Source organism: Arthrobacter sp. U41 (assembly GCF_001750145.1).
Classification (GTDB): domain Bacteria; phylum Actinomycetota; class Actinomycetes; order Actinomycetales; family Micrococcaceae; genus Arthrobacter.
The window spans coordinates 13725-35514 of the sequence record NZ_CP015733.1; the positions used below are offsets into that span (position 1 = coordinate 13725).

A 21790-nucleotide genomic window follows, 5' to 3' on the forward strand; every position below is an offset into this window, starting at 1 on the left:
CTTTCAGGCGCGAAGTCATAGACCCACGTTTTCCAGCATTTTGTCGGTGTCGTTGACGCGAAGCGCGCCAGACATCAGCTGGGGAAGAAGAGCGTCACGGGTGGTGGCAAGCTGTAGGTTCTCGACCTCTGCCGCCAGCGCTCGGTCCCATAGTGCTGTCATGAGCTGGTCATGCTTGCCGATCTCCCCGAGGGACGGTGCGGCCACCAGGTCGTCCAAATGCTTGCGCTGTATGTGACCCATAGTGGTGGCTTTGTCCGCCGCGATGGATTTGAACTCATCGAGCTTGTGGCGGAGCAACTCATAGATGAGCCAACGCGGGTAGCCGTTGTTGGGTATGACTTTGAAGATGTGCTGGTTGACGACACCCTCAGGCCTGAACCACCTATGCAGGGTCAGCGAGCCTGACCAAGCGAACAGCAGATCACCTGGGCGGGCAACATGCTGATCACCGACCTCGAGGTCGTTGTATACCGTCGAACTGCTAATCCCCGAGTTCAGCTCGGCGATGCGGATGACAACTCGGCCCGTACCACTCGCATTCTTCGTGAAGGCCTTGCCATTCACAAATTTTGCCGTGGTCGACAAAGGAATTTGAGGACCTTCGGAGCGGTTCATTGACAGGAAGATGGCGTGCGACAACTGGTCGGCGGCGCAGATGAGCTTGGTGTTGGCGGCAATCTTGTCATCAAGGGCACCCAAGACCTCTGCGATGGCCTGTTGTTCTTCGGGGGGTGGCACCAGCACCGGCACCTTGGCTATATAGTTTCGATTCAACATCGGTTGCACCGAACCCGAGTCATAACCGGCCAGGTCGGTGTTCTCAAAGAAGTGAAAGACCCATCGTGGGAGATTTCCCATGAAGTCCTTAACAAACATTGTGGTGTTGTGGGGCCAGAAATCCCCGTCGGACCATTTTGGTTGCCCGAGGTTGGTTGCCCGTCCGATTGTCACTCCCGGGCCCCTGATCGGGCCCTCGTCATGGAAGCCCCCTGTTTCGCCGGAGGTTAGTACCGGAAAATTACCTGGCCGTCGAGCGTGATGGGGCAGGTCGAAGCCACGCTGGATGGCAACGACTTCTGCTAGCGCCTTGATCTGCCAACCTGTTGGCGCAATCACGAAACCCTCCTCAATTGTTCTCGCACCACAGCTGCCAACCGCTCCGACTCCTCAAACTGCGTAAACAGCTCCTTAGACAGCCGTGCGATCTTCTCCTTGATCGGCTCGCCGTCGTCCTCCACGTCAGCCGCACCGACATACCGGCCAGGCGTCAGTGAGTACTCCGCAGCCTTGACCTCCGCAAGACTGGCCGAATAGCAGAAGCCGGCCTCGTCGTCGTATGTCAGGCCGGCCTCGACCGCCGAAGCAGTCCCGCGCCACGCGTGGTAGGTATTGGCGATCTTGGCGATGTCCTCATCGGAGAGGGCGCGCTCGGCGCGGTCCACCATGAAGCCGAGGTTCCGGGCGTCGATGAAGAGCACCTGCCCAGTGCGGTCCACGGAGCCGTTCTTGCCGGCGGTCTTGTCCTTGGCGAAGAACCAGGTGCAGACAGGGATGCCGGTGCTGCGGAAGAGCTGGGTGGGCAGTGCCACCATGCAGGAGACGAGGTCAGCCTCGACCAGTTGGGCGCGGATCTCGCCCTCGCCGCTGGAATTGGAGGACATGGAGCCGTTGGCCATGACCACGCCGGCGCTGCCGCCGGGGGCAAGCTTGGAGATGATGTGCTGGATCCAGGCGTAGTTGGCGTTGCCGGCCGGGGGGACGCCGTACTTCCATCGGGGGTCGGACTCGGAGCGGGCCCAGTCCTTGATGTTGAAGGGCGGGTTGGCCATGATGAAGTCGGCGCCGTTGTTGCCGGTCAGTTCCGGGTGCTGGTCCCGGGCGAAGGTGTCGCCCCAGCGGGAGGCGAGGTTGGCGTTGAGGCCGTGGATGGCGAGGTTCATTTTGGCCATCCGCCAGGTGCGCTCGTTGAGCTCCTGGCCGTAGACGGAGATGTCCGAGCCCTCCATGTTATGGGCCGCCAGGAACTTCTCGGCCTGGACGAACATGCCGCCGGATCCGCAGCAGGGATCGTAGACCCGGCCTTGGTGGGGTTCCAGTACTTCGACCAGGACGCGGACCACGCCGGCGGGGGTGTAGAACTCGCCGCCGCGTTTGCCCTCGGCCTTGGCGAACTTCTCTAGGAAGTACTCGTAGACCTCGCCCAGCAGGTCGCGGGCCTTGCTGGCGCCCTGACCGGTGAAGCGTGACGAGTTGAACAGATCCAGCAGCTCGCCGAGGCGGCGCTGGTCCACGTTGTCGCGGTTGTAGATGCGGGGGAGCGTGGCGGCGAGGGACTTGTTGTCGGCCATGATGAGCTCCATGGCCTCATCGATGAGCTGGCCGATCGATTTGGGTTCGGTGCCGTCCAACGGCGGGAGGCCCTTGGCGTTTTCAGCCAGGTAGGTCCAGCGGGCACGTTCGGAGACCCAGAACACGCCGCGGCCGGTGTACTCGTCGACGTCGTCGATCAGCTGGGCTATCTGCTCCTCGTTGAGCCCGTCGGCCTCCAGCTCGGTCTGGATCTGGCCGCGGCGTTCCTCGAACGCGTCCGAGACGTACTTCAGGAATACCAGGCCCAGGATCACGTCCTTGTATTGGGAGGCATCCATGGAGCCGCGCAGTTTGTCCGCGGCCTTCCAGAGGGTGTCCTTGAGTTCCTTCATGGTGGACGGGGCGAGTTCCACCTTCAATTTCGGGGGCATTACTGGGTTCCTTTGGTCTGGGATTCGGCGAGCCTAGTGCTGGGGTCTGTCAGGGTGAGGCTTCCGCCGGCTACGCCGTCCGTAATCAGGGTAGCGAGTTCATCGAGCCACCCGAGGCGTTCGCGGGCTTGTTGCTGCTCGTGTTGCAGCCGGGCGAGAGTTTCGCCCAGCTTGTTCCGCTGGGCATCCGGTGTGCGGCGCAGGCGCCAATGGCGCCAGGCTTTGTCCGCTGCGGAAAGGCCGTTGATGTCCGCAGCGACGACGTCGGACAACAGCCCATTGGGGTCGCCGGCATCGATCCGCAGCACCCGGGCGGGAAACACGACGGCGGAGCCGCCTTGATTATCGACCACCGCCGCGGGTCGGGGGCTGGTGCAGAAGACAACATCATCGGGCTGAGTCAGACGGCTCGCGGGATAGTTTGCTGCAAGGTCCAGCAATCCGATATGCCGGGGTGGTGCGCTGTGCGGGTCAAGCAGCTCCGCCGGACCCAAGACCCGGGTCCCCTCCTGCGGAGCCAGGTCCGCATCCTCCACCCGGTTGCCCTTGATGTACTTGAGGGAGCCGGCGGCGATGAGTTCCTGAACGGAGGCGGATTGGGCCTTCGCGTTCGACTCTGCGGGCAGGACGTTCCAGGCAACCGATTCTCTGGATTCGCTGGACTGCAGCAGGCGCACGAGTTCCTCCACCCGGAGTGCTGCCTCGGCACCATCGGGCATCCGAGCCGAACGGTGGGGTGGCGCTGCCACCAACGACTTCCTGCTGGCCAGCAGCAGACGGGTCTGCACCAGCCGGGCGAAGCGGAAGGAGTGGGCGCGCACCGTGGCGCCGTTTCCCATGGAGGCAACGATGTCGCTGACCAGGTCCTGCTTCACGTCTTCTGTGAGGTCCTGGGTGCTGAGGTCCGCCACCATGGTCCAGCGTTCGGCAATGGGAACCTCAGCGAACGACGGTCCCAGCACCCAGAGCGCCTGTGCTTCGCGGGGCTTGGCACGCAGCAGGCCCTGGGGCAGCCGCACGATGGCGCGCACCCGGCCGATCCGCAGCAGCCCCGCACGGAGCCCTGCAGGGCCGCCGTCCAGCGGCAGATCGCAGAGAACCCTTGCCGGGGCGATGATGACAGCCCGCTGCTGATCGTCCATCTCCAGGAGAAGGTCTTCCACCGCTGACAGAATCTGCCCCGCGTCCATGCCGGATTCACCGGGGGACGGGTACTGCGCCACGTGTACTACAGGTCCGTGAACGGCGAACTCGCCGCCGGGATCGACACGGGTCTGTCCGGCCTCCACGCCGTGCACCCGCAGGCGCCGGCGCACCAGGCGGCCTGCGCCGTCGTCGTCGTCCGTTGTCAGAAAGGTGACGGAAGAACTCTCGCCGGCTGCGCGCACGACCCCCATTAGGAGGTCGCTGCCGCCACTCGTGGCGTCGGCAAAGACAGGGCTCCCGCCCAGGTTTGCAGCCAGTTCGACGGCAGCAGCGGCAACCAGCCCCACGGCAGAGTCGGTGAGGGCGGTATCCGAGGGTTCCCGTTGCCCCGTCCGGAACCGCGCCGTCAGGAGTTGCTCGAAAGCAGCAGGCGCGTTGTAAGCACTGTCCACCAGCCGGTCCGCGAACGCTGCCGTGGAGGAGAGCGACGCGCCCTTGGCCTCCAGTTCCGAATAGAGGAACCAGTCGTCGGGGTCGCATTCGTCCGCCAGATCCAGCAGTTCAGCTGTGCTCAATGTCCCCAGCGCGTGGCCGGTCATTGCCTTGAGCGTCAGCAGGGCGGTCAGGGCGTCCAGCGTGGTTCCCTGGGCACTGCCGGCTGCTGCACCGGGCACCCGGGCGAAAGCGGCGGCATCGCTCACGGCTTCCGGGTTGTTCCCCCGTCCCGTGGCCGCCAACCAGCCGGCGACCTGGTCGGCGTCGAACAATTCACGGCCACCCTCCTGTGCGGCGGGCTCGGGAAACGGACGAGCTGACCCGGCGCTGCGTTTGCGCCACATCGACACGACCGGGCGCTGGACCTGCCCCAGGGCAGCCACATCCGAGAGCGTCATGTGCAGGGCTTCTGCTTCATTCATTTCCGCCTCCTTACGACGTCGACCCCCAGCCTAACCGGACGGGCGAATCCCACCTTGGAAGTCCTGATAACCGGGGTTATCAGCAATCTTCGGTGATGCCGAAGCCGGGCCGCCGTAGTTTCGATTCTGCAGCTGCCAGGGAATCCTCAGGGGCTGCGACGGCGGCGGGGAACCACGCATTGGGGGATCGGTATCCCGCCGCCGTTCAGCAGCTACCCGAGATCAGAGGAAGAGAGCATGTTGAACACCGAGACGAACGAGCCAGCGGAAACGCACATCAAAGACGTGCTGCACGAAGGGAAGTCTCCTTCTGGCCAGGCAAAGCCGGCACGGAAGCGACGGATCTTCGCTGCAGTCGCCGTCGTCGCCCTGCTGGCCGGGGCCACCGCCATCGGCACCACGCTGCCGGATCCGAAATCCAGCGACGCCTACGCGGTGCTGGCGGGGGAGAAGGCATCCGTGGAGTCCGAGCGGGACTCGGCCGAGTCCAGCTATGAGTCGATGAAGTCGAAGTACGACTCGCTGCAGAACGGCATCGCCGCCCGTGAAGCCAAGGTGACTACTCGGGAGGCCGAGGTGGGCAAAGCCGATGCTGCTGTGAAGACAGCGGACGCCGCCGTCAAGGTTCGCGAGGAGGCTGTCACTGGCGCCGAGAAGGCCAAAGCGGCCAACACCGTCAGCGACGGTACTTGGACTGTCGGATCCGATATCGAGCCGGGCACCTACCGCGCGGTCGAGGCCGTGGGGTCGTCCTGCTACTGGGGCATCTACCGGAGCGGCAGCAACGGCGGCGACATCATCGAGAACGACATTCCCGGGGGAGGGCGCCCTGTCGTGGCCCTCTCCGCTGGCCAGGACTTCAATTCAACCCGCTGCGGCAAATGGGAAAAGCAGTAACTTCCCGCACTCCCATCATTCATGCACCTAGAAAGGCACCACATGTCCCACGAGATCTCAGAACAGCCCGTGACCGCTGGAATTGCAGCGCCTCAGCCGCGGCCGTTCTTCAAGAAGAAGCGGTTCCTCGTCCCGGCAGGCGTCCTGGTTCTGGGCATTGCCCTTGGTTCCTGTTCCGGCGGTACCACCACGGCCAGTGACGTGAGTCCTGCCGCGGCGCCGTCGTCTGCTGCGGCTGCGGCGGCCCCGGCCGCTACTGCTGCTCCGGCAGTTGCCGCGCCGGCGCCGGCGGCCTCAGCCGCTCCTGCCGGCCCCGCAGTTGGTACTCCGTTCAGCGTCAAGATGGGCAACGGAGACGTCGCCAAGATTACGATCGTGTCCGCAGTGCGTACTGACGCTGTCACCACCACGGCATTCGCCACCGCGGCGAAGAATGGCAGCTATTTGCTCTTGGACGTCCTCTGGGAAACAGAATCGGGTAAGACCAGCTCCAACCCGTTCTACTTCTCGGCCAAGGACGCTGATGGGCGCAAAGCCGATCTGAGCCTCTTCGCGGACAACCAGCTTGGCTCTGGCGACGTTCTGCCGGGTGACAAGACTCGCGGATTCATTGCTTTCGATATTGCGCCCGGCGCTTCGACCGTGATGATCTCCACCCCGCTGATGCAGGAAGCCGCACGGATCCAGATCCCCGGGTAAACCAGATGGGACTGCTGAAGATTTGATTGACAAGCCGACAGCTAAGCCATCAACAGCCCCCGAGACATCACCAATATCTGCGCCGAACGCCGGCTTGTGCAGGCCGGAGACCGGCGTATCTCGACAATTCTTCTCCCCTCTGAAAGATCAGAGGGGCACACAAGTGCGGCCGTTCGGGGTCGACATAGCCTGATTGAGGTTCCAGCTATGCATGAAATCAAGTGCCCGCACTGCGGACGGACGTTCACTATCGATGGGGCCGGCTACGCCGACATCGTCAAGCAGGTTCGCGATGCTGAGTTCGAACAGCAGCTCCACGAGCGGCTCGAGCTGGCCGAGCAAGACAAGGCCACGGCTCTCGAACTCGCGGAGACGAAGGCCGCCAGTGAACTTCAGAAGACTGCGGCGGCCAAGGATGCCGCGATCCAGGAGCTGAAGGCGAAGCTCGATGCCGGTGAGGTCGCACAGAAGCTCGCTGTAGCCGAGGCGCTTAGTGCCGTCGAAAAGGAGCGCGACGCGCTCGTGAACGAGCTCGAACAGACGAAGCAGGAGAAACAGTCATCGGTAGAACTGGCCGAAGCGAGGCTCGTCAACGAACTTCAGAAGACCGCCTCGACGAAGGACACCGCGATCCAAGACCTCACGGCGAAGCTCGAGGCTATTGAGATCGTGCAGAGACTTGCGATCACCGAGGCAGTCAGCACCGTGGAAAAGGAGCGGGACGAATTCAAGAGTGGTCTCGAACGAGCCGAGCTTGCGAAGCAGCTCGGGGAGGCGTCCCTGAAGGACAAGTACGAAACCCAGATCAAGGACCGTGAAGAACAGATTGAGCGACTGCGGGACCTGAAGGCGAAGCTGTCGACCAAGATGGTCGGTGAAACTCTTGAACAGCACTGCGAGATCGAGTTCAACCGCATCCGTGCCACAGCCTTCCCGCTCTCCTATTTCGAGAAGGACAACGATGCCCGGGCCGGTAGCAAGGGCGATTACATATTCCGCGACTCCGATAGTGCTGGTACTGAGATTGTCTCGGTCATGTTCGAGATGAAGAACGAGAACGACGGCACCGCGACAAAGCACAAGAACGAAGACTTCCTGAAGGAGCTGGACAAAGACCGCACCGAGAAGGGGTGCGAGTACGCCGTGCTGGTCTCTCTGCTCGAGCCCGACAGCGAGCTCTACAACACGGGGATCGTCGACGTTTCTCACCGCTTCCCGAAGATGTATGTCATCCGGCCGCAGTTCTTTATCCAGTTGATCGCGCTGCTGCGGAACGCCGCGATGAACTCGCTCAAGTACAAGGCCGAGCTCGCGCTGGTTAAGGCGCAGAACATCGATATCACGAACTTCGAGCAGCAGGTAGATGATTTCAAGGACGCGTTCGGCCGGAACTGGCGGCTCGCCTCCGACGGTTTCGTGGAGGCAATCAAGCGCATCGACGAAGCAATCAAAGACTTGGAGAAGACGAAAGAGGCGTTGCACAAGTCGGCCAACAACCTGCGGCTTGCGAACGCCAAGGCCGAAGACCTAACGATTAGGAAGCTCACACGAGGCAACGCAACAATGGCCGCCAGGTTCGTCGAGCTGGAGGCTAAGACGGCCGAGTGGGAAGCCAACTGACGCGCCTTTTGCAGGAGCCGCTGAATGCATTGCTTCAGCACAGATCCCGGAAGTCGCCGTAGCCGCGAAAGACTGATCAACAGCTCCTGAAACAGTGAAGGCTGGCACTCGAAGAGGTGCCGGCCTTCACTGCCTCTGCGTGCCCTCAATCCCTGGTCTCCACGGCTGAAAATACCCGCCCAAATTCAATGCGGTGGCGGGGTGTGTGGCGGCCGTCGGGTGCCTGGATCGTGCCGGTAATCCACCTGGACACCGTATGCCGTGTTGCGCCTAGGAACCCTCTAGCGCCTCGACTTCCGCGGCGTCAAGAAGTTCGGCGGCGTCGGCACCGGTGGTCCGGGCCAGGTCGTCCAGGGTTTTGAAGTGGACCCGGGCGAGGGTGATGGCCACCAGCTCGAGGTATGCGGTGCCGTTGCGTTGTTCGAGGTCGTCCAGGTAGTCACGCATTCGCCCCTCCAGGGCGCCGGGGCCCTCGGATTCTTCGGCGGCGAGCCGCGTCAGCGTCAGGGCTGCCATGTCAGGGTTGTCGTAGATGAGTCCCATGGGCCAACGCTACGCACCCGGCCGGTCCCGTCAAGGGCCGGCGTTAGCGCCAGCGGTAGGATTCCAGTGCCCGGAGTAGGGGAGCGGTGTTCGTCTTCAGGTGGTCGACGGGGCGGGTCCCGGCCAGGTCCCTGGACGGGGTGATCATCCAGAGGGTGAAGTAGTTGTGGGGGATCTCCAGCTCCATGGCTCTGCGGAAGAGTGCCGTGACGGTTGGCTGGAGTTGTCCGCCGGGGAGGAACTGGAATCCCGGGCAGAAGGTGCCGTCGTCGATGAAGACGCGGACGAGCTGCCGCATGAGCGGTTCCGGGTCTTCCATTAGTTCGGAGAGCCGGCGGTGCACCTGCGCGAGGGCCGGCAGCGTGAACTCGGTCCGGATGCCGGCCCAGGTCTGATCGCTGATCGTCTGAGGGGTCACTGTGGCTTAGTCGCTGATGCTTTCCAGCAGCCACTGGGTGGAGAGCGGATTCCGGCGCAGCGTGAACGTCAGCAGGGCCGAGCTTGAAGTGCCCAGACGCACCTGAATCCTCCAATATTCGATGCTCACCAGGTCGCCGCTGCCGACGGCCGCGGTACGCCGGGTGTTCCACCAGGCGTCCCGGGTGAACCAGTGCACCGGGTCGGCCGCCACGGCCCAGATCCGGTCATCAAACCGGACGGCCAGTGGAGTGCCGGCCGGGGTGAACCGGACGTCAACGTCAACGTCCAGGGTTGTTTCATTCGCTACTGCTGTCACGGTTTACGCGTTCTCCCAGGTTCCTGTTCATCATTTCTTCCCGGCGGGTTACCGCCGAACTCCATACCCAGGTCCGGCGGGTCAGTGGCCCGTCGCACCAGGTCACTTCGACGGCTTTTGTCGTCCAGGCGTACACCTCGCCGTCCACCAGCTCGGCGCAGTTCGGAAACCTGATCCACGCCTTCACCGGGATTCCGGGGAACCCGTTTTTGGACGGGAAGTGCTCGAAATCGAGCTCTTCCACCGTCAGCCCAATCGGGGATGCCCGCCGCGCATACTGCGCCTGCAGCCTGCCCGCCTGATCCGGTCCCATACCACCACTTTAGAATATATGTTCGAATCGACACACCAAGAAAAAGCGCAATCATGTCGAAGTGCATCTGATGCATGATCACGCAGATCTCATTATGCTCGGCGGCTACGACAGTCAGCGACCCGGGCGCCGGCGCGGGCCTTCGGCGGGCGGGGTTGAACGCCAGTGGGGACAGCCTGAGCTGTGCGGAGGGCTCCACCTGCCCCCAATGGGCACAACCCGAACCAGTCACCGGCGGGGAGGGCGGCCTCTGGTTCTCCCGGGCTGCCAACCGGGAACGGCCTCATCCAGAAGCCTGATCCTGGTGGGGTCGAGATCGCCGCGGCGGCGTTTGTATCGCTGGGCGTGGATCCACACTCCGAGGGTGTGTGTGTGTGATCGACTATCTGTAGGCCGTTTCAGCCAGGAATTTGAGCCATGTTGGTGGCTCGTTTCAGGCCAAAAGAGCGGTAAGAATTAGGCCAGTTTTTTCTTCCCGGAATCAGGTTTCGGGGGCTTGCCCTATCGGCCAGACTCGTTAGAGACCGCTTCTTGAACGAGAATAGAGGCTGGAGGCAGGAGGGAAACTTCACCATGAATACATCCACACCAGCAGGGACTGGACAGCCCGTACCGGAAGAAATAGCCAGCCAGGACCAAGGATCAGCGGAGCAGGGCCCGCGTTCCAACCGGTCGGCACGCAGGACCTTTACCGCCGAGTTCAAACGCGCGATCGTCCAGGAATACGATGCGGCACCGAACGGTTCCAAGGGCGCAGTGCTACGCCGCGAACGGCTCTACGATTCCCATATCCAGGAATGGCGGGCCGCGTTCGATGCGGGCAGGCTCGCGAAGCCGGCGGCACGCCGGGGCCGGCCGAAGAACACGGACGAGCAGGCCCAGATCGCCCAGCTGACCAAGGACCTGGTCGCGGAGCGGGCCGCACACGAGCGGACCCGCGGGAAGTTGGCTTCCTCGGATGCCGCCCTGGATACCTTGGGAAAAGGAGTCGCGTTCTTGGAAGCTCTCTCATCGAAGAACGCGCAATCACCAGCACCGCACACCAGTCGTGGCAATCAGCAACCGCAACGGAACTGACCGGGCACCTCGGGGTGGTGAGGGCCTGCAGGCTGGTGGGCCGCTCCCGGGCCACCCATCACCGGCAGGCCGCGCCCAAGCCCCGGATGCACGGGCCCTGGCCCAAGGCCCAGCACCCGGCGGAGCTCTCGCCGGCCGAGCGTGCCGAGATCCTGTCGGTGCTCAACCGCCAAGACTACGCGAACCTTTCACCGACCCAGGTCTATGTCCGTGAGCTGGACGAGGGGCGGTACTGGTGTTCGCAGCGCACCATGTATCGCGTGCTGGCGGACGCGAAGATGGGCGGGGAACGCCGACGGCAAGCCACTCATCCGACCAAGGTGATTCCGGAGCTCATGGCCACAAAACCGTGCGAAGTGTGGTCCTGGGATATAACGAAGATGCGTGGCCCGGCGAAGGGAATCTGGTATCACGCCTACGTGGTGCTGGATATTTTTTCCCGTTACGTGGTGGGCTGGCGCATCGAGCGTATCGAGGACGGCCAGCTGGCCGCGGACCTCGTGCAGGAGATTGTCGCCGAGACCGGTGGTAACCCTCCGGGGTACCTGCACGCCGATGGTGGGGCGGCGATGACGTCCAAAGCCCTTGCCTCGATGCTGGTGGACATGGATATCACCAGGTCGCATTCCCGAGCCCATACATCGAATGACAATCCGTTCAGCGAGGCCCAATTCAAGACCATGAAATACACCTCTGACTACCCGGAACGGTTCGACTCCGTGAACGAGGCCAGGACCTGGATGGAAGGATTCACCGCCTACTACAACCACGAGCACAGGCATTCCGGGATCGGCTATCACACCCCGGCCAGCGTGCACTACGGCACAGCCGAGGACGTGCGTGAACAACGCCAGCACACCCTGGACCGGGCGTACGGCGCGCATCCCGAGCGGTTTGTCCGCCGTCCTGCCGCACCTCCGCTGCCGCTGAAGGCGGCGATCAACGACCCGGCAAAAAGAGCCGCGCCCTCGGTGCATTTACAACAACCACTACGTCTCATTTGATTTGACAAATTCCGTTGCCTGAAGTTAGAGATCACCCGGGTGGTCGGGGGCCTTTCCCAGAGTGTTGGGGACATGGGCCCGCCACCCCCAGATAGGTTCCTTACGGTGCTGCCATTGCGAAGCGTATGCGCCGGAAGGGCTGGAAAGTGAGATGACGGTACCCATGTCCGTTCAAGAAAATATCAGAAGACTCGACTCCCAGGGAGTCCCGGTGCGTCAGATCGCCCGAAGGCTTGGAGTGAGCCGGACCTCGGCGGCCAAGTACGCCGAGCAGGAGGACTTCTCCCCGGCGCCGCGGGCACCGCTGGCCAGGCCGGGGGCCTCGGTGCTGACCGGGTTCGAGCACATCATTGAGCGGTGGCTCATCGAGGATCAGCGCCGGAACCGCAAGCAGCGGCATACGGCGAAGCGGATCTTCGACCGGCTCGTTGACGAGCATGGTTTTACCGCCACCTATTCACCGGTCCAGCGGTACGTGAAGAAATGGTTGGCCGCCCACCGGCAGCCCGGTGAGGGGTTTACCGAACTGGTCTGGCCTGCCGGCACCGTGCAGGTCGACTTCGGTCAGGCCGAGGCCATCGTTGCCGGGATCCGGCAGGTCCTGCATATCCTGGTGGTGACCTTCCCGTTCTCGAACATGCGCTTCGTGCAGGCGTATCGGGGCGAGACCGCCGAATGCGTGGCCCACGGGCTGCGGAGGGTGTTTGAGCACATTCGGGCTGCGCCGCGGCACATGGTCTTTGATAATGCCACGGGCATCGGAAATCGGGTGGGAACCCGGGTGACCGAGACGAAGCTGTTTGGCGCCTTCAAACTCCACTACAGGTCCGAGTCACGCTATTGCAATCCGTACTCGGGCCATGAGAAGGGCAACGTGGAGAACGCGGTGGGGTTCCTGCGCCGGAACTTCATGGTCCCCGAGCCGGAGGCCGCCACCCTGGAGGGGCTGAACAAGGACCTCATGGCGCGCTGCGACGCGTTGGCCACCACCGTGCACTACCGCAAGGGCCTGCCCCTGGGTGAGCTGTTCGCCCAGGACGTTGCGGCGTCCATAGACCTGCCGGGGATCGGTTTCGATGCCGTGCGCTACGAATCGCGCAAGGCCGACAAGACCGGGAACCTGCTCATTGACGGGAACACGTACGCCGCCGGGCCCGCTTTCCACGGGCGAATGCTCACGGTGGGGTTGGGACACGACGTGGTGCAGATCCTTGATGAGCATTCCGAACCTGTCCGCACGTTCCCGCGCGTCTTCGGCAAGCAGGCCGAGACGGTCTTTGACCCTGCTTCCCTGGTGCCGTTGCTGGTGACGAAGCCCGGGGCGTGGTCCCATTCGCCGCTGCGGGCCCTGGTGACGGACCCGGTGCGTGACTGGTTGGACCGGGCCACGGCCACGGATCGGCGCCGGCTGCTCAACTCGGTGGATGCTGCCTCATCGGTGGCGGGATTCGATGCCGCGGTGGCCGCTGCCGACACCCTGATCCAGCGCGGGGATGCACCGGACATGGCCATGCTGGGCATGCTGGCCCGCCGTCTGGCTGATGGCACCGAACCGGAGGCAACGAACGTGGACCTGAGCGTCTATGACACCTTCACCACCCTGAACACCACCACAGGAGAAATAGCATGAGCACGATCACCGTCCAGGACCTCCTTGAGGCGGGCAAGCACGCCTCGCTGACCGGCAGCGTGTTGACCGATTGGGCCGAGAAGGGCACCCCGAAGCAACGTGAATACCTGCACGGGGTGCTGGTCGCCGAGCACGAATCCCGGCAGGAGTCACGGCGCCAGCGGCTGTTGAAGGCCGCAAGGTTGCCGGCCATGAAAACACTCACCGGGTTCGACTACAGCAGTGTCAGGTTCCCGGAGGACTACGGCCGCGGACCTCTCGAATCCCTGGATTTCATCAACCGGGCCCAGGACCTGGTCCTCTACGGCGACGTGGGCACCGGCAAAACTCACATGGCCACCGCCCTGGTGGCCGCCGCCTGCCGGCAGGGCATCCCCGCCAGGTTCTTCACCACCTCCGCCCTGGTCATGATGCTGCGCCGCGCCAAGGACGAAGACCGCCTCGACAAGGAACTGGCCTCCCTGGCCAAGAACCGGCTCCTGGCCATCGACGAGCTGGGCTACCTCCCGATCGACGCCGAAGGGGCCAGGCTACTCTTCCAAGTGATCGCGGACGGGTATGAAAAACGAAGCCTGATCATCACAACAAATTTGGAGTTTTCCCGCTGGGGCACCGTGTTCGGAGACGACAACATGGCCGCCGCCGTCATTGACAGATTGGTCCACCACGGGCGGCTTCTGCAGTTCCGCGGCGAGTCCTACCGGGTCAAAAATGCCCTCATGAAATAGCCAACCGCTGAAATGGACCAGAAAAGAGCCGACGTGGCCTAATTCTTAGCGCTGAAACGGCCTACTTAAACTTGACGAAACACAGGTGTGTTCGCGCTCTGAGTCATAGTCGTGGTGGCGTGGCCAGTCGTGGCCTTCGTGTCGGAACTCCACGAGCTGGGCGAGACGGTCGTGCCACCTGGCTTCGTCCGCAGCTGCCCTGTGGTTCCCGGCCCATTCCGGAACCCGTGCGAGTCCGTCGCGGTATGCCGGGTCAAGGGTTCCTTCGGCTGCTTCGCGCCGGCGCTCCGAGAGCCACCGGGCCATGGACCGTTCACCCCTGTTCTCCGAGTGGCCGCGGGGGAGCCGGCTCTTGGCCGTAATCCAGGCGATGACCTCCTCCATGCGGGCAAGGCTCCTGGGGGAGGGGCCGGTTCTGGCGCCCGCAGCGGCCTGGTGTTCGGCCTCAAGATCCAGATCCCGGCGGCGGGCGATGACCAGGTGATAGCCGACGACGGCGGGATGAACGCGCACGAGCTCAGCGATGCGTTTCCGGCTCAGCCCGTGCCGGTACATCAACACCCATTCCGCGTCCGGAGCGCGCCGTAACCGCCTGTCCATAATGGACCCCATCCTGCCACGGCCCTCCCGCCAGGGCGCGCGCGCAAATGCTGGAGGCCCCCGGACGCGCCGGTCCCGGGCGTCCGCCGGGCCCCCCGTTCCCGGATCCGGCGGAAACGAGAAGCCGATGAGGCAGTTCGGGGCGGCGGTATTGCCAGAAAGTAGTAGGAGTAGTAGTTTTGCTACTACTCCTACTACTACTTTTGAGGTTGTCGCCGTGGCGTTGAGTGTGAAAGACCGTGTGTTTGCTGCTGCGGAGCAGATCAGTGCCGAGCGCCGGCCGACCGTCTCGACGGTGCGGGCAGCGGCGGGTGTGAGCAACGCCGATGCCACCCGTTACCTGAAGGAATGGGTGGAGGAGAAGCAGGCCGCGGGCGGCCAGGTCGCCGCGACGCCGGCAACAGTGCTGGAACAGGCCGCGCGCCTGGCCGGTGCCTGCTGGGCCGAAGCGTCCGCCGTGGCCAATGAGCGGCACGCCGCCGAGGAAGCGGTCTGGGCGCAGGAGAAGAAGGACCTGGCGCTGGAGATCTCCGAACTCGTCGCTGACCTGGACAAGGTCACGGGCGAGAAAGACGCCGCCGTCACCGAACTCACCGCACGGATCACGGCACTGGACACCCAGGCCGCGGCGATGAAGGCGCAGCTGGAGCAGGCACGCACCGCCGAACAGCAGGCCAGCAACACCGCAGCCGACGCAGCGGCGAGGGTGGCCGCGGCCGAAGCCAGAGCAGAGACCCTGCAAAAGGCGCACGACGCGCTCCTGCAGCGCATCGTGCCGGAAACCCCGGACAAGAACGACCAGGCCAAGTAGACCAGTGGCGGAGGCCCCCCAGCTCTGAGCTGCGCGGGAGGGTCCTACCTCTTGAGGGGAAGCAACAGGCCCCTCATGGACCCGCTGACTCTCGTGAACTTCCTGCTGTCACAGACAGCCCTGGCGGCCTCGACTACCTCCTTATCAGGCCGTTCCCGGGGACCCGGTTCTGGGCAGGGACTCTTAGACCGGCGCGGGGCCGGCGGCCGGCCTTGCCGTTGCTACCTTGGCGGCTGGTATTCCGGTGCCGGGAACTCCCGCGGCGTTGTCGCTACCGCCCTGACGGCTGCCGGGTCTTCGGTCCAGGGCCGGCCCGTGCGGGTGCAGGCATGGAAGTTCGTCAGCTCCGGTGCATCCTGGGTCGCGGCCAGCTCGGCCATGCCTCTTCCAGTTCCCGGATCTGTTCGGCTGTCAGCGGCTCCACCGGCTCCGGGGCCGTCCGCCACGGACATGGCATCGCCCGTCTGCGCCGCTGCCGGGCGTTTCCCAAAAATACTCCGTAACCCCATGCGCTGCCCCGCTGGCTGAAATAGCCCACCAGGAGGTCTGCTCGGGGGAGAAGTAGCTGCAACCGGCGGGACCGTTCCACCATAGCCAGGCCCTGATTTCCGCTGCGCTCCAACCAGTTAGCGGGCGTCCGCTGGCGCGGCCGGCTGTGGGGTCCAGTGCTGTCCGTCGCAGGGCTCCGGCCAGCCCTGGCCCTTTTCTTACGTCTGCGACGTTTTTTGGTTGCTGTCCTTATGGTGTTGACGGGTGGTTCCGTGGCCGTTGTAGGGTCGTGGCTACCCGGGGGAGGCGGGTATGGCTTGGATTGCTGTGGCCGGACGGTTTCATCCGTGACGGCTCCGAAGGATTGGCCGCCCGCGCTCTCCGCGATGACCCGACCGCTGATTGAGAGACGCGACTTGAATCGCCGGATAAGGACACGACGGCGCGGTTATCTGCCGGGTTCCACCCATCCGACAGACTGGAGGCTGTTTTGGCAAAATTGTGGGCCGGTATCGATGCCGGCAAAGCCCATCATCACTGCGTCGTGATCGACGCAGACGGAAACCGTTTGCTCTCGCAGAAAATCCCCAACGACGAACCGGCCCTGCTGGACCTCATCGCCAACGTCCTCAAACTCGCCGACGGGGACGAGGTCATCTGGGCGACGGACCTGAACCACGGCGGCCCGGCGCTGCTGATCGCTATCCTTGTCGCCCACGGCCAGAACGTCCTCTACATCCCGGGCCGGATCGTCCACCACGCCTCCAAGCTCTACCGCGGCGAGGGCAAAACGGACGCCAAAGACGCCGCTGTGATCGCTGACCAGGCCAGGATGCGCCGGGATTTGCAGCCGCTGCGGGCCGGGGATGAGATCAGCACGGGCTTGCGGATCCTCACCGCCCGGCGGGCCGATAAATCCGCGGACCGGGTCCGGGCGATCAACCGCCTGCAGGCCCAGCTGCTGGAATACTTCCCGGCGCTGGAGCGGGCCTTTGACTACAGCCGCTCCAAGGCGGCCCTGTTGCTGCTGACCAAACACCGGACCCCGGACGGGATCCGCCGCACCGGCCAAACCAGGATCCACGCCTGGCTGAAGAAACACGGCGCCCGCTCCTCCGCCGCGGTCGCGCAGGCCGCCGTCGATGCCGCGAAGTCCCAGCACACGACCGTCCCCGCCCAGCATGTGGGGGAACTGATTGTCGCGGCCCTCGCCCGGGAAATCATCACCCTGAACGAGGAACTCGCCGAGCTGGACGCGTTGATCAGCGAGAAGGTCACCGAACACCGCCACACCCGGGTGCTGCTGAGCATGCCGGGCTTCGGCCCCGTCCTCGCCGCGGAGTTCCTTGGCGCCACCGGCGGAGACCTCACCGTCTTCGAAACCGCAGACCGGTTCGCCGGCGTCGCCGGGCTCGCACCCGCACCCCGGGACTCCGGACGGATCACCGGCAACCACCACCGGCCCCGCCGCTACGACCGCAGGCTCCTGCGGGTCTTCTACCTCTCCGGCCTATCTGCCCTGAAAAGCTGCCCCGCCTCACGGACCTACTACGACCGAAAACGCGCTGAAGGCAAAACCCACATCCAGGCCATGCTCTCCCTGGCCCGCCGCCGACTGAACGTCCTCTGGGCCATGTTCCGCGACGGCACCACCTACACCCCGGTCCCAGCGCCGACAGCCCGTCTGGCTGCCTGACCGACTCGACTCCGGAACCGCCGGTCCAGCTCGGCCGTCGGCGTCTTGGGTCATCGGCGGGTAGGGAAGACCTGTCCCGACGGGGGCGGGGGGTACGTGGCGCTGGGCGGTCCAGCGGTCGTGATATTCGAGGGCGGGCTCCCATGCCTGCAGTGAAGTGCAGCAACCCGTCCACGGACACGATGTTCCTACGATTTATGAGCGGCCGGCTGCTTGACCTTCTCCCGGCGTATCGCAGGGGCATGAGCTGTATGGCATTGAAGGTCATGCACGAGGGTAGCGAAAGCGGCCGCGTTGCGGGGGTCTTCGGCGAGGCCGACAAGCTGGGAGGCTATGGCGGCCAGTTTTATATTGGTGTAGTTGCTGTGGATGCAGAGCAGGGCGAACGCTGCATCGGCGCCGATACTGAGCCGTCCCATGAGGATGCCGCGGGCTCTTTCGATGACGGCGCGGGCGCGGACGGCTCCGGCGACGGCATCCCTGGTGGCCCGTTCAGTTTCGGAGTGGACTGTTGAGGTCAGGTCCACCATGATTCCCACGATGGAGAAGAGCCTGCCATCCGCGTCGAGAACGGCCTCCCCGGAAGCCAGCACTCTGTGCTCGCGCTGGAAGGAGTCGATGAGGCGGTGATAGCAAGAGAAGTGCCCTCCGGCTTGAGACAGAGCGGCGTTCATTTCCAGTATTTTTGCCCTGTCGTCCGGATGTTTGTGCGCCATGGCGAGTTCGACGGTGGGTACGACTTCTCCCCGCTGGTATCCGTGGATCCGGTAGAGCGTATCGGACCACGTGATCAAACCGGTCGCGGCATCGATGAGAAACGTCCCCGCGGTGTAGTCATTGGCCCCCAGCGCGCTGGAGTACGTGAACATGCTGTCAAAAGAACTCATACCGGTCGCACCGAACCTTCGTGGGAATCCCTCGGCATGTCACCGTCTATCCTCAGTATGGTCGCACAGAACATCAATCACCCGCCGGGATGCACGCTGTGACGGGGTGACCGCGGCAATAACCCCGGTTCGGCTGCATGCCTGGCTGAACAAACACGGTCCCCGCAGCAGCGCGGCAGCGGCCGAACAAGGGAAACCCGCATCCATGCCATGCGCCGCGACGGCGCCACGTACACTCCTGTTGCTGCGGGACCGAAGGATGCGCGAGGCATTCTTAGCCGCTGTAGGAGGCGAGGTGCGGCAAGCGGAGGTCACTCAGTCGCTCATTGAGGACCAACGCCAGCACGTCGCAGTCGTGGGCCGGCAGCGGAGCCAGTCCGTTCAGATAGGCATCGACCACCCATAGGCCTTGGTTGCCCCCGTACGCGAAGTACTCCAACCACGCTTCATGGACCTCGAGGTCTGCGAGCAGGAACGCAACGTGCGTCAGTGCCTGCTGGTTTTCATCCATCAGAGCCCACGCTGACCTCCCGAAATTCGCATAAGTGCTGGATTTCAAGCCGCTGCTTGATCGCAGGACAAGCATTCCTGCGGTATCCCAAGGCTACAACTGCGCCCGCATAGCGGCCACTGTCTCTTCGTCGGGCCAGCGCGCACTGCAGTGTTCTGTCCCGGGTGGCCGGAAGCTGGCATGACAGGCGACAGCCAGGGGCCGATACGGGCCTCGCTGCGCTCGGACAGTAGAAGCATTTTCCCTATTTTTTTGCTGCTGTCCGTTGGATCCTACGTGCCCGCTCCACCGGCGCAACCGTCCTGCGGACGGCCGCGCACCGGATGGTTTGTGGTCGGCGCTGTGCTTGTTTCCTCACCCAACCCATCCGCTGCTTGCCCTTCGGGTTGCCCCGGCTCCGTCGGGCACAGCTACGCGATGCTCCGCCAGCAGGCAAAAAACATGGTGGGGGAGAGGGTTAGCCGGTTCTTCCGGCGTCCGCCCCGCCAGAGCGAATCGGAGCGTCACTTCATGAGCACAGCACCCAGGCCCCGCACGGTCATGACCGACACAGCCGAACCGGTCACCGCACCGGTCCTTCCCGCCGAGGACCTGGCAGGGGACGGGTACGACTGGATGGACACCCTCGAAGGCACCGGCTGGTCGGTGCTGCCGAACTGGGGCAGCGAGGGATGGGACGCAGGATCATGGCCCTACATCATCTTCGCCGTCGCCCGCACTCGCGACAGCACGGGGGAGCTGTTCGGCTATGGCACGTACGTAGAAGGCGATACCTCCACGTATTGGTTCCGGTCCCAGGAGGCCTGCTTCGCAGCGATCACGGCCGAGGTGTTCTTTCACTGGGCATCCGGTCAGTCCGACGGCCCGGACAACCTGCCCACCACCGCCGAAGAACTCTCCGACCAGGACCGGAAACCCTACCCCGGCTGGACGGACTAGAAGCGCCCGAGGTGTCCCGGCCACAACTGGCCGGCACACCTCGCGGCACTGCAAACATCCGTTGACAACATCATTGAGATTCCTTCGGATTCTAGGCGTCCGCTCCACCCCGTCTAGCCCCTCCTTCGTCGGGGCCTGCGGTGCAGGAAATGTCCCTCCGGCGCTCCTTCGTCGCTGATTTCCTCCGGGAATTTCCTGCACCTTGCCCTGCGGGTAGACAGGGCTCCGTCGGCCGCCGAGCAAGCGAGCTTGCCAGCAACCAAAAAACAACGGGGGGAGAGGGGAAGCTGGCCGGTCACCTGAGCCGCCCCACCCACCGAAATCCTCTGCAAAAGGAGCAACACCATGAACACCACACCCACCCTCGAAATGCTCGACCCGGCCACCCTGACCGTGGACATCAACGTCCGCAAAGACGCCGCCCTGACCGCCGACTTCATCGCCAGCATCAAAGAGCACGGCGTGATGGAACCCGTCATCGCCCACCGCAAGGACGACGGCACGGTGCATGTCCTGATGGGACAGCGCCGCACCCGCGCCGCCGTGGAAGTCGGGCGCACCAGCATCCCGGTGATGATCATCGAGTCCCCCGAGGAAGCCGAACGGATCGTGACGCAGGTCGTGGAGAACATCCAGCGCGCCGAACTGACCGAAGCGGACGAGGCCGACGCCTACCACCAGCTGTCCCTGATCGGCGTTTCAGCCGCCGCGATCGCCAAGAAGACCGGGCGGACCAAGACCACCGTGGAAGGGGCGCTGAAAGCCAAGTCATCGACCGCCGGATCTGCCGCCCTGGGCAAGGGATACACCATTGATGAAGCGCTCATCATGGCCGACTTCGAAGGGGACCAGGACGCCACGGAGGAGCTGGAGTCCGTGATCGCGGACGAACCCGATCAGCTCCTGCACGTCGCGCAGATGCTCCGGGACCGCCGCGCCCGCGCCGCCGCCCTCGCCGCACTCATCGCCGAGCTGGAAGCTCAGGGCAAGACCGTCGTGGAGGACGCCGGGCACTACGCCAACGAAGAGAACCTGTACGTCTCGGCCGCGAAGCGGGCCGACGGGGAAGCAGCCACCGACGAGGACGCCAACGCCTACCTGATCAGCACCGACTACCGGGGCCAGCACAAAGCCAACCCCGTCATCACCGGCTGGAAGAACCTGGGCTTCACCCCGAAGTACGAACGCTACGACGGCGGCACCCAGGCCCAGAAAGGCCCGATGACCGAGGAACAGAAAGCAGAGCGGAAAACCCTGATAGCCAATAACCGCGAGATGGAAAGTGCCAGCAAGGTCAGGCGTGAATTCGTGAAGACCCTGCTGTCGCGCAAGACCGCGCCGAAGGGCTGGCAGTACTTCACCGTCCACGCCATCACCCACGACCCCGAAACCGCCAGCGGATACGACGGCAAGGTCGCCACCGAAATGATCGGAGCCAAGACAGGCGAGGACACCGACCGGTGGGGCTGGAACCCGTTGCGGGACCACACCGCCAAAACCACCGCACGGCCCGAGTTCTCCCTCATCGCACTGATCTGCGCCGGGTATGAAAAGACCATCCAGAAAGACTCATGGCGGTCCGCCGAGAAGCGGCACTTCCACTACCTGAACCAGCTCACCGACTGGGGATACACGGCAAGTGCCGTGGAGAAAATCATCCTCGACAAGCACACCACCGCCACCGAGTAACCGGACAGTGAGCCGGGCGGCTGTACCCCAGAGGCAGCCGCCCGGCCCACTCACCCCAGCAAGGGCCCCGAACCTCCCAGAGGTCGGGCGGTCCGCCGCCCAGGGCGAACTGGG

General features: G+C 64.1%; 23 protein-coding genes. 11 read left to right on the forward strand and 12 right to left on the reverse strand.

Annotated elements, in window-relative coordinates:
- Window positions 1-15: 15 nt before the first annotated feature.
- Genes ASPU41_RS19980 through ASPU41_RS19990 form a run of 3 tightly spaced genes read right to left on the reverse strand, consistent with a single transcriptional unit; the run spans window position 16 to window position 4807 of the window.
- Window positions 16-1119, reverse strand: a complete 1104-nt coding sequence (locus ASPU41_RS19980) for a restriction endonuclease subunit S (RefSeq protein ID WP_197515876.1) — start codon at window positions 1117-1119, stop codon at window positions 16-18.
- Entirely contained in the window at window positions 1116-2744 is a 1629-nt protein-coding gene (locus tag ASPU41_RS19985; RefSeq protein WP_069952853.1) for a type I restriction-modification system subunit M, read from the reverse strand. Before ASPU41_RS19985 ends, ASPU41_RS19980 begins: the two co-directional genes overlap by 4 nt.
- Window positions 2744-4807, reverse strand: coding sequence for a hypothetical protein (locus ASPU41_RS19990; protein ID WP_069952854.1), 2064 nt, complete (start codon window positions 4805-4807; stop codon window positions 2744-2746). The genes ASPU41_RS19985 and ASPU41_RS19990 overlap by 1 nt, the downstream gene beginning before the upstream one ends.
- 237 nt (window positions 4808-5044) lie before the next feature.
- On the opposite strand from ASPU41_RS19990, the gene ASPU41_RS19995 reads away from it, so the two are divergent.
- From ASPU41_RS19995 to ASPU41_RS20005, 3 genes are all read left to right on the forward strand, one after another.
- Window positions 5045-5704 (forward strand): PspA/IM30 family protein, encoded by a 660-nt coding sequence (locus tag ASPU41_RS19995; protein WP_069952855.1) that lies wholly within the window; start codon window positions 5045-5047, stop codon window positions 5702-5704.
- Window positions 5705-5746: 42 nt separating this feature from the next.
- Complete coding sequence (locus ASPU41_RS20000; protein ID WP_069952856.1) at window positions 5747-6403, forward strand: DUF4352 domain-containing protein; 657 nt, start codon at window positions 5747-5749, stop codon at window positions 6401-6403.
- A 207-nt stretch (window positions 6404-6610) separates the two neighbouring features.
- Window positions 6611-8023, forward strand: a complete 1413-nt coding sequence (locus tag ASPU41_RS20005) for a DUF2130 domain-containing protein (RefSeq protein ID WP_069952857.1) — start codon at window positions 6611-6613, stop codon at window positions 8021-8023.
- Window positions 8024-8293: 270 nt separating this feature from the next.
- On the opposite strand, the gene ASPU41_RS20010 is transcribed toward ASPU41_RS20005, so the two are convergent.
- The 5 genes from ASPU41_RS20010 to ASPU41_RS23895 all read right to left on the reverse strand — a co-directional run bounded on the left by ASPU41_RS20010 (window position 8294) and on the right by ASPU41_RS23895 (window position 10017).
- Entirely contained in the window at window positions 8294-8566 is a 273-nt protein-coding gene (locus tag ASPU41_RS20010) for a hypothetical protein (protein WP_069952858.1), read from the reverse strand.
- 43 nt (window positions 8567-8609) lie between these two features.
- Complete coding sequence (locus ASPU41_RS20015; protein WP_069952859.1) at window positions 8610-8984, reverse strand: hypothetical protein; 375 nt, start codon at window positions 8982-8984, stop codon at window positions 8610-8612.
- Between the two features lie 6 nt (window positions 8985-8990).
- Window positions 8991-9302, reverse strand: a complete 312-nt coding sequence (locus ASPU41_RS20020; protein WP_231941562.1) for a hypothetical protein — start codon at window positions 9300-9302, stop codon at window positions 8991-8993.
- Window positions 9283-9615: a hypothetical protein gene (locus ASPU41_RS20025; protein ID WP_069952860.1), complete on the reverse strand. Its 333-nt coding sequence runs from the start codon at window positions 9613-9615 to the stop codon at window positions 9283-9285. The genes ASPU41_RS20020 and ASPU41_RS20025 overlap by 20 nt, the downstream gene beginning before the upstream one ends.
- A gap of 228 nt (window positions 9616-9843) precedes the next feature.
- Entirely contained in the window at window positions 9844-10017 is a 174-nt protein-coding gene (locus ASPU41_RS23895; RefSeq protein ID WP_331712783.1) for a helicase associated domain-containing protein, read from the reverse strand.
- A 171-nt stretch (window positions 10018-10188) separates the two neighbouring features.
- Between ASPU41_RS23895 and ASPU41_RS23580 the strand changes: the two genes are divergently transcribed.
- The 4 genes from ASPU41_RS23580 (at window position 10189) to istB (ending at window position 14054) form a co-directional block, all read left to right on the forward strand.
- A complete protein-coding gene (locus ASPU41_RS23580) occupies window positions 10189-10692 on the forward strand; it encodes a transposase (protein WP_197515666.1) in 504 nt (167 codons plus the stop codon).
- 17 nt (window positions 10693-10709) lie between these two features.
- Window positions 10710-11696: an IS3 family transposase gene (locus ASPU41_RS20035; RefSeq protein WP_231941082.1), complete on the forward strand. Its 987-nt coding sequence runs from the start codon at window positions 10710-10712 to the stop codon at window positions 11694-11696.
- A 163-nt stretch (window positions 11697-11859) separates the two neighbouring features.
- Window positions 11860-13326, forward strand: a complete 1467-nt coding sequence (gene istA, locus ASPU41_RS20040) for an IS21 family transposase (RefSeq protein ID WP_083266303.1) — start codon at window positions 11860-11862, stop codon at window positions 13324-13326.
- Window positions 13323-14054 carry an IS21-like element helper ATPase IstB gene (istB, locus tag ASPU41_RS20045; protein ID WP_197515653.1) on the forward strand — a complete coding sequence of 244 codons (732 nt, stop codon included), beginning with the start codon at window positions 13323-13325 and terminating at the stop codon, window positions 14052-14054. The genes istA and istB overlap by 4 nt, the downstream gene beginning before the upstream one ends.
- A gap of 45 nt (window positions 14055-14099) precedes the next feature.
- Here the strand turns inward: istB and ASPU41_RS20050 are convergent, their stop codons facing one another.
- Window positions 14100-14654, reverse strand: a complete 555-nt coding sequence (locus ASPU41_RS20050) for a helicase-associated protein (RefSeq protein ID WP_157357153.1) — start codon at window positions 14652-14654, stop codon at window positions 14100-14102.
- A gap of 217 nt (window positions 14655-14871) precedes the next feature.
- Here ASPU41_RS20050 and ASPU41_RS20055 point away from each other — a divergent pair, with 217 nt between their 5' ends.
- Window positions 14872-15465 carry a DNA-binding protein gene (locus tag ASPU41_RS20055; protein ID WP_069952862.1) on the forward strand — a complete coding sequence of 198 codons (594 nt, stop codon included), beginning with the start codon at window positions 14872-14874 and terminating at the stop codon, window positions 15463-15465.
- 221 nt (window positions 15466-15686) lie between these two features.
- Here ASPU41_RS20055 and ASPU41_RS23135 read toward each other — a convergent pair whose 3' ends face one another.
- Window positions 15687-15845 (reverse strand): hypothetical protein, encoded by a 159-nt coding sequence (locus ASPU41_RS23135; RefSeq protein ID WP_197515877.1) that lies wholly within the window; start codon window positions 15843-15845, stop codon window positions 15687-15689.
- Between the two features lie 599 nt (window positions 15846-16444).
- Here ASPU41_RS23135 and ASPU41_RS20060 point away from each other — a divergent pair.
- The gene (locus tag ASPU41_RS20060) at window positions 16445-17650 is read left to right on the forward strand and encodes an IS110 family transposase (RefSeq protein ID WP_231941568.1); all 1206 of its coding nucleotides are present in this window, start codon (window positions 16445-16447) and stop codon (window positions 17648-17650) included.
- A 188-nt stretch (window positions 17651-17838) separates the two neighbouring features.
- Here the strand turns inward: ASPU41_RS20060 and ASPU41_RS20065 are convergent, their stop codons facing one another.
- The gene (locus ASPU41_RS20065) at window positions 17839-18537 is read right to left on the reverse strand and encodes a PAS and ANTAR domain-containing protein (RefSeq protein WP_069952863.1); all 699 of its coding nucleotides are present in this window, start codon (window positions 18535-18537) and stop codon (window positions 17839-17841) included.
- Between the two features lie 274 nt (window positions 18538-18811).
- Entirely contained in the window at window positions 18812-19048 is a 237-nt protein-coding gene (locus ASPU41_RS20070; RefSeq protein ID WP_157357155.1) for a hypothetical protein, read from the reverse strand.
- A gap of 510 nt (window positions 19049-19558) precedes the next feature.
- Here ASPU41_RS20070 and ASPU41_RS20075 point away from each other — a divergent pair.
- A complete protein-coding gene (locus ASPU41_RS20075; protein WP_069952865.1) occupies window positions 19559-19987 on the forward strand; it encodes a hypothetical protein in 429 nt (142 codons plus the stop codon).
- 345 nt (window positions 19988-20332) lie between these two features.
- Window positions 20333-21676 (forward strand): ParB/RepB/Spo0J family partition protein, encoded by a 1344-nt coding sequence (locus ASPU41_RS20080; protein WP_069952866.1) that lies wholly within the window; start codon window positions 20333-20335, stop codon window positions 21674-21676.
- Window positions 21677-21790: the final 114 nt, after the last annotated feature.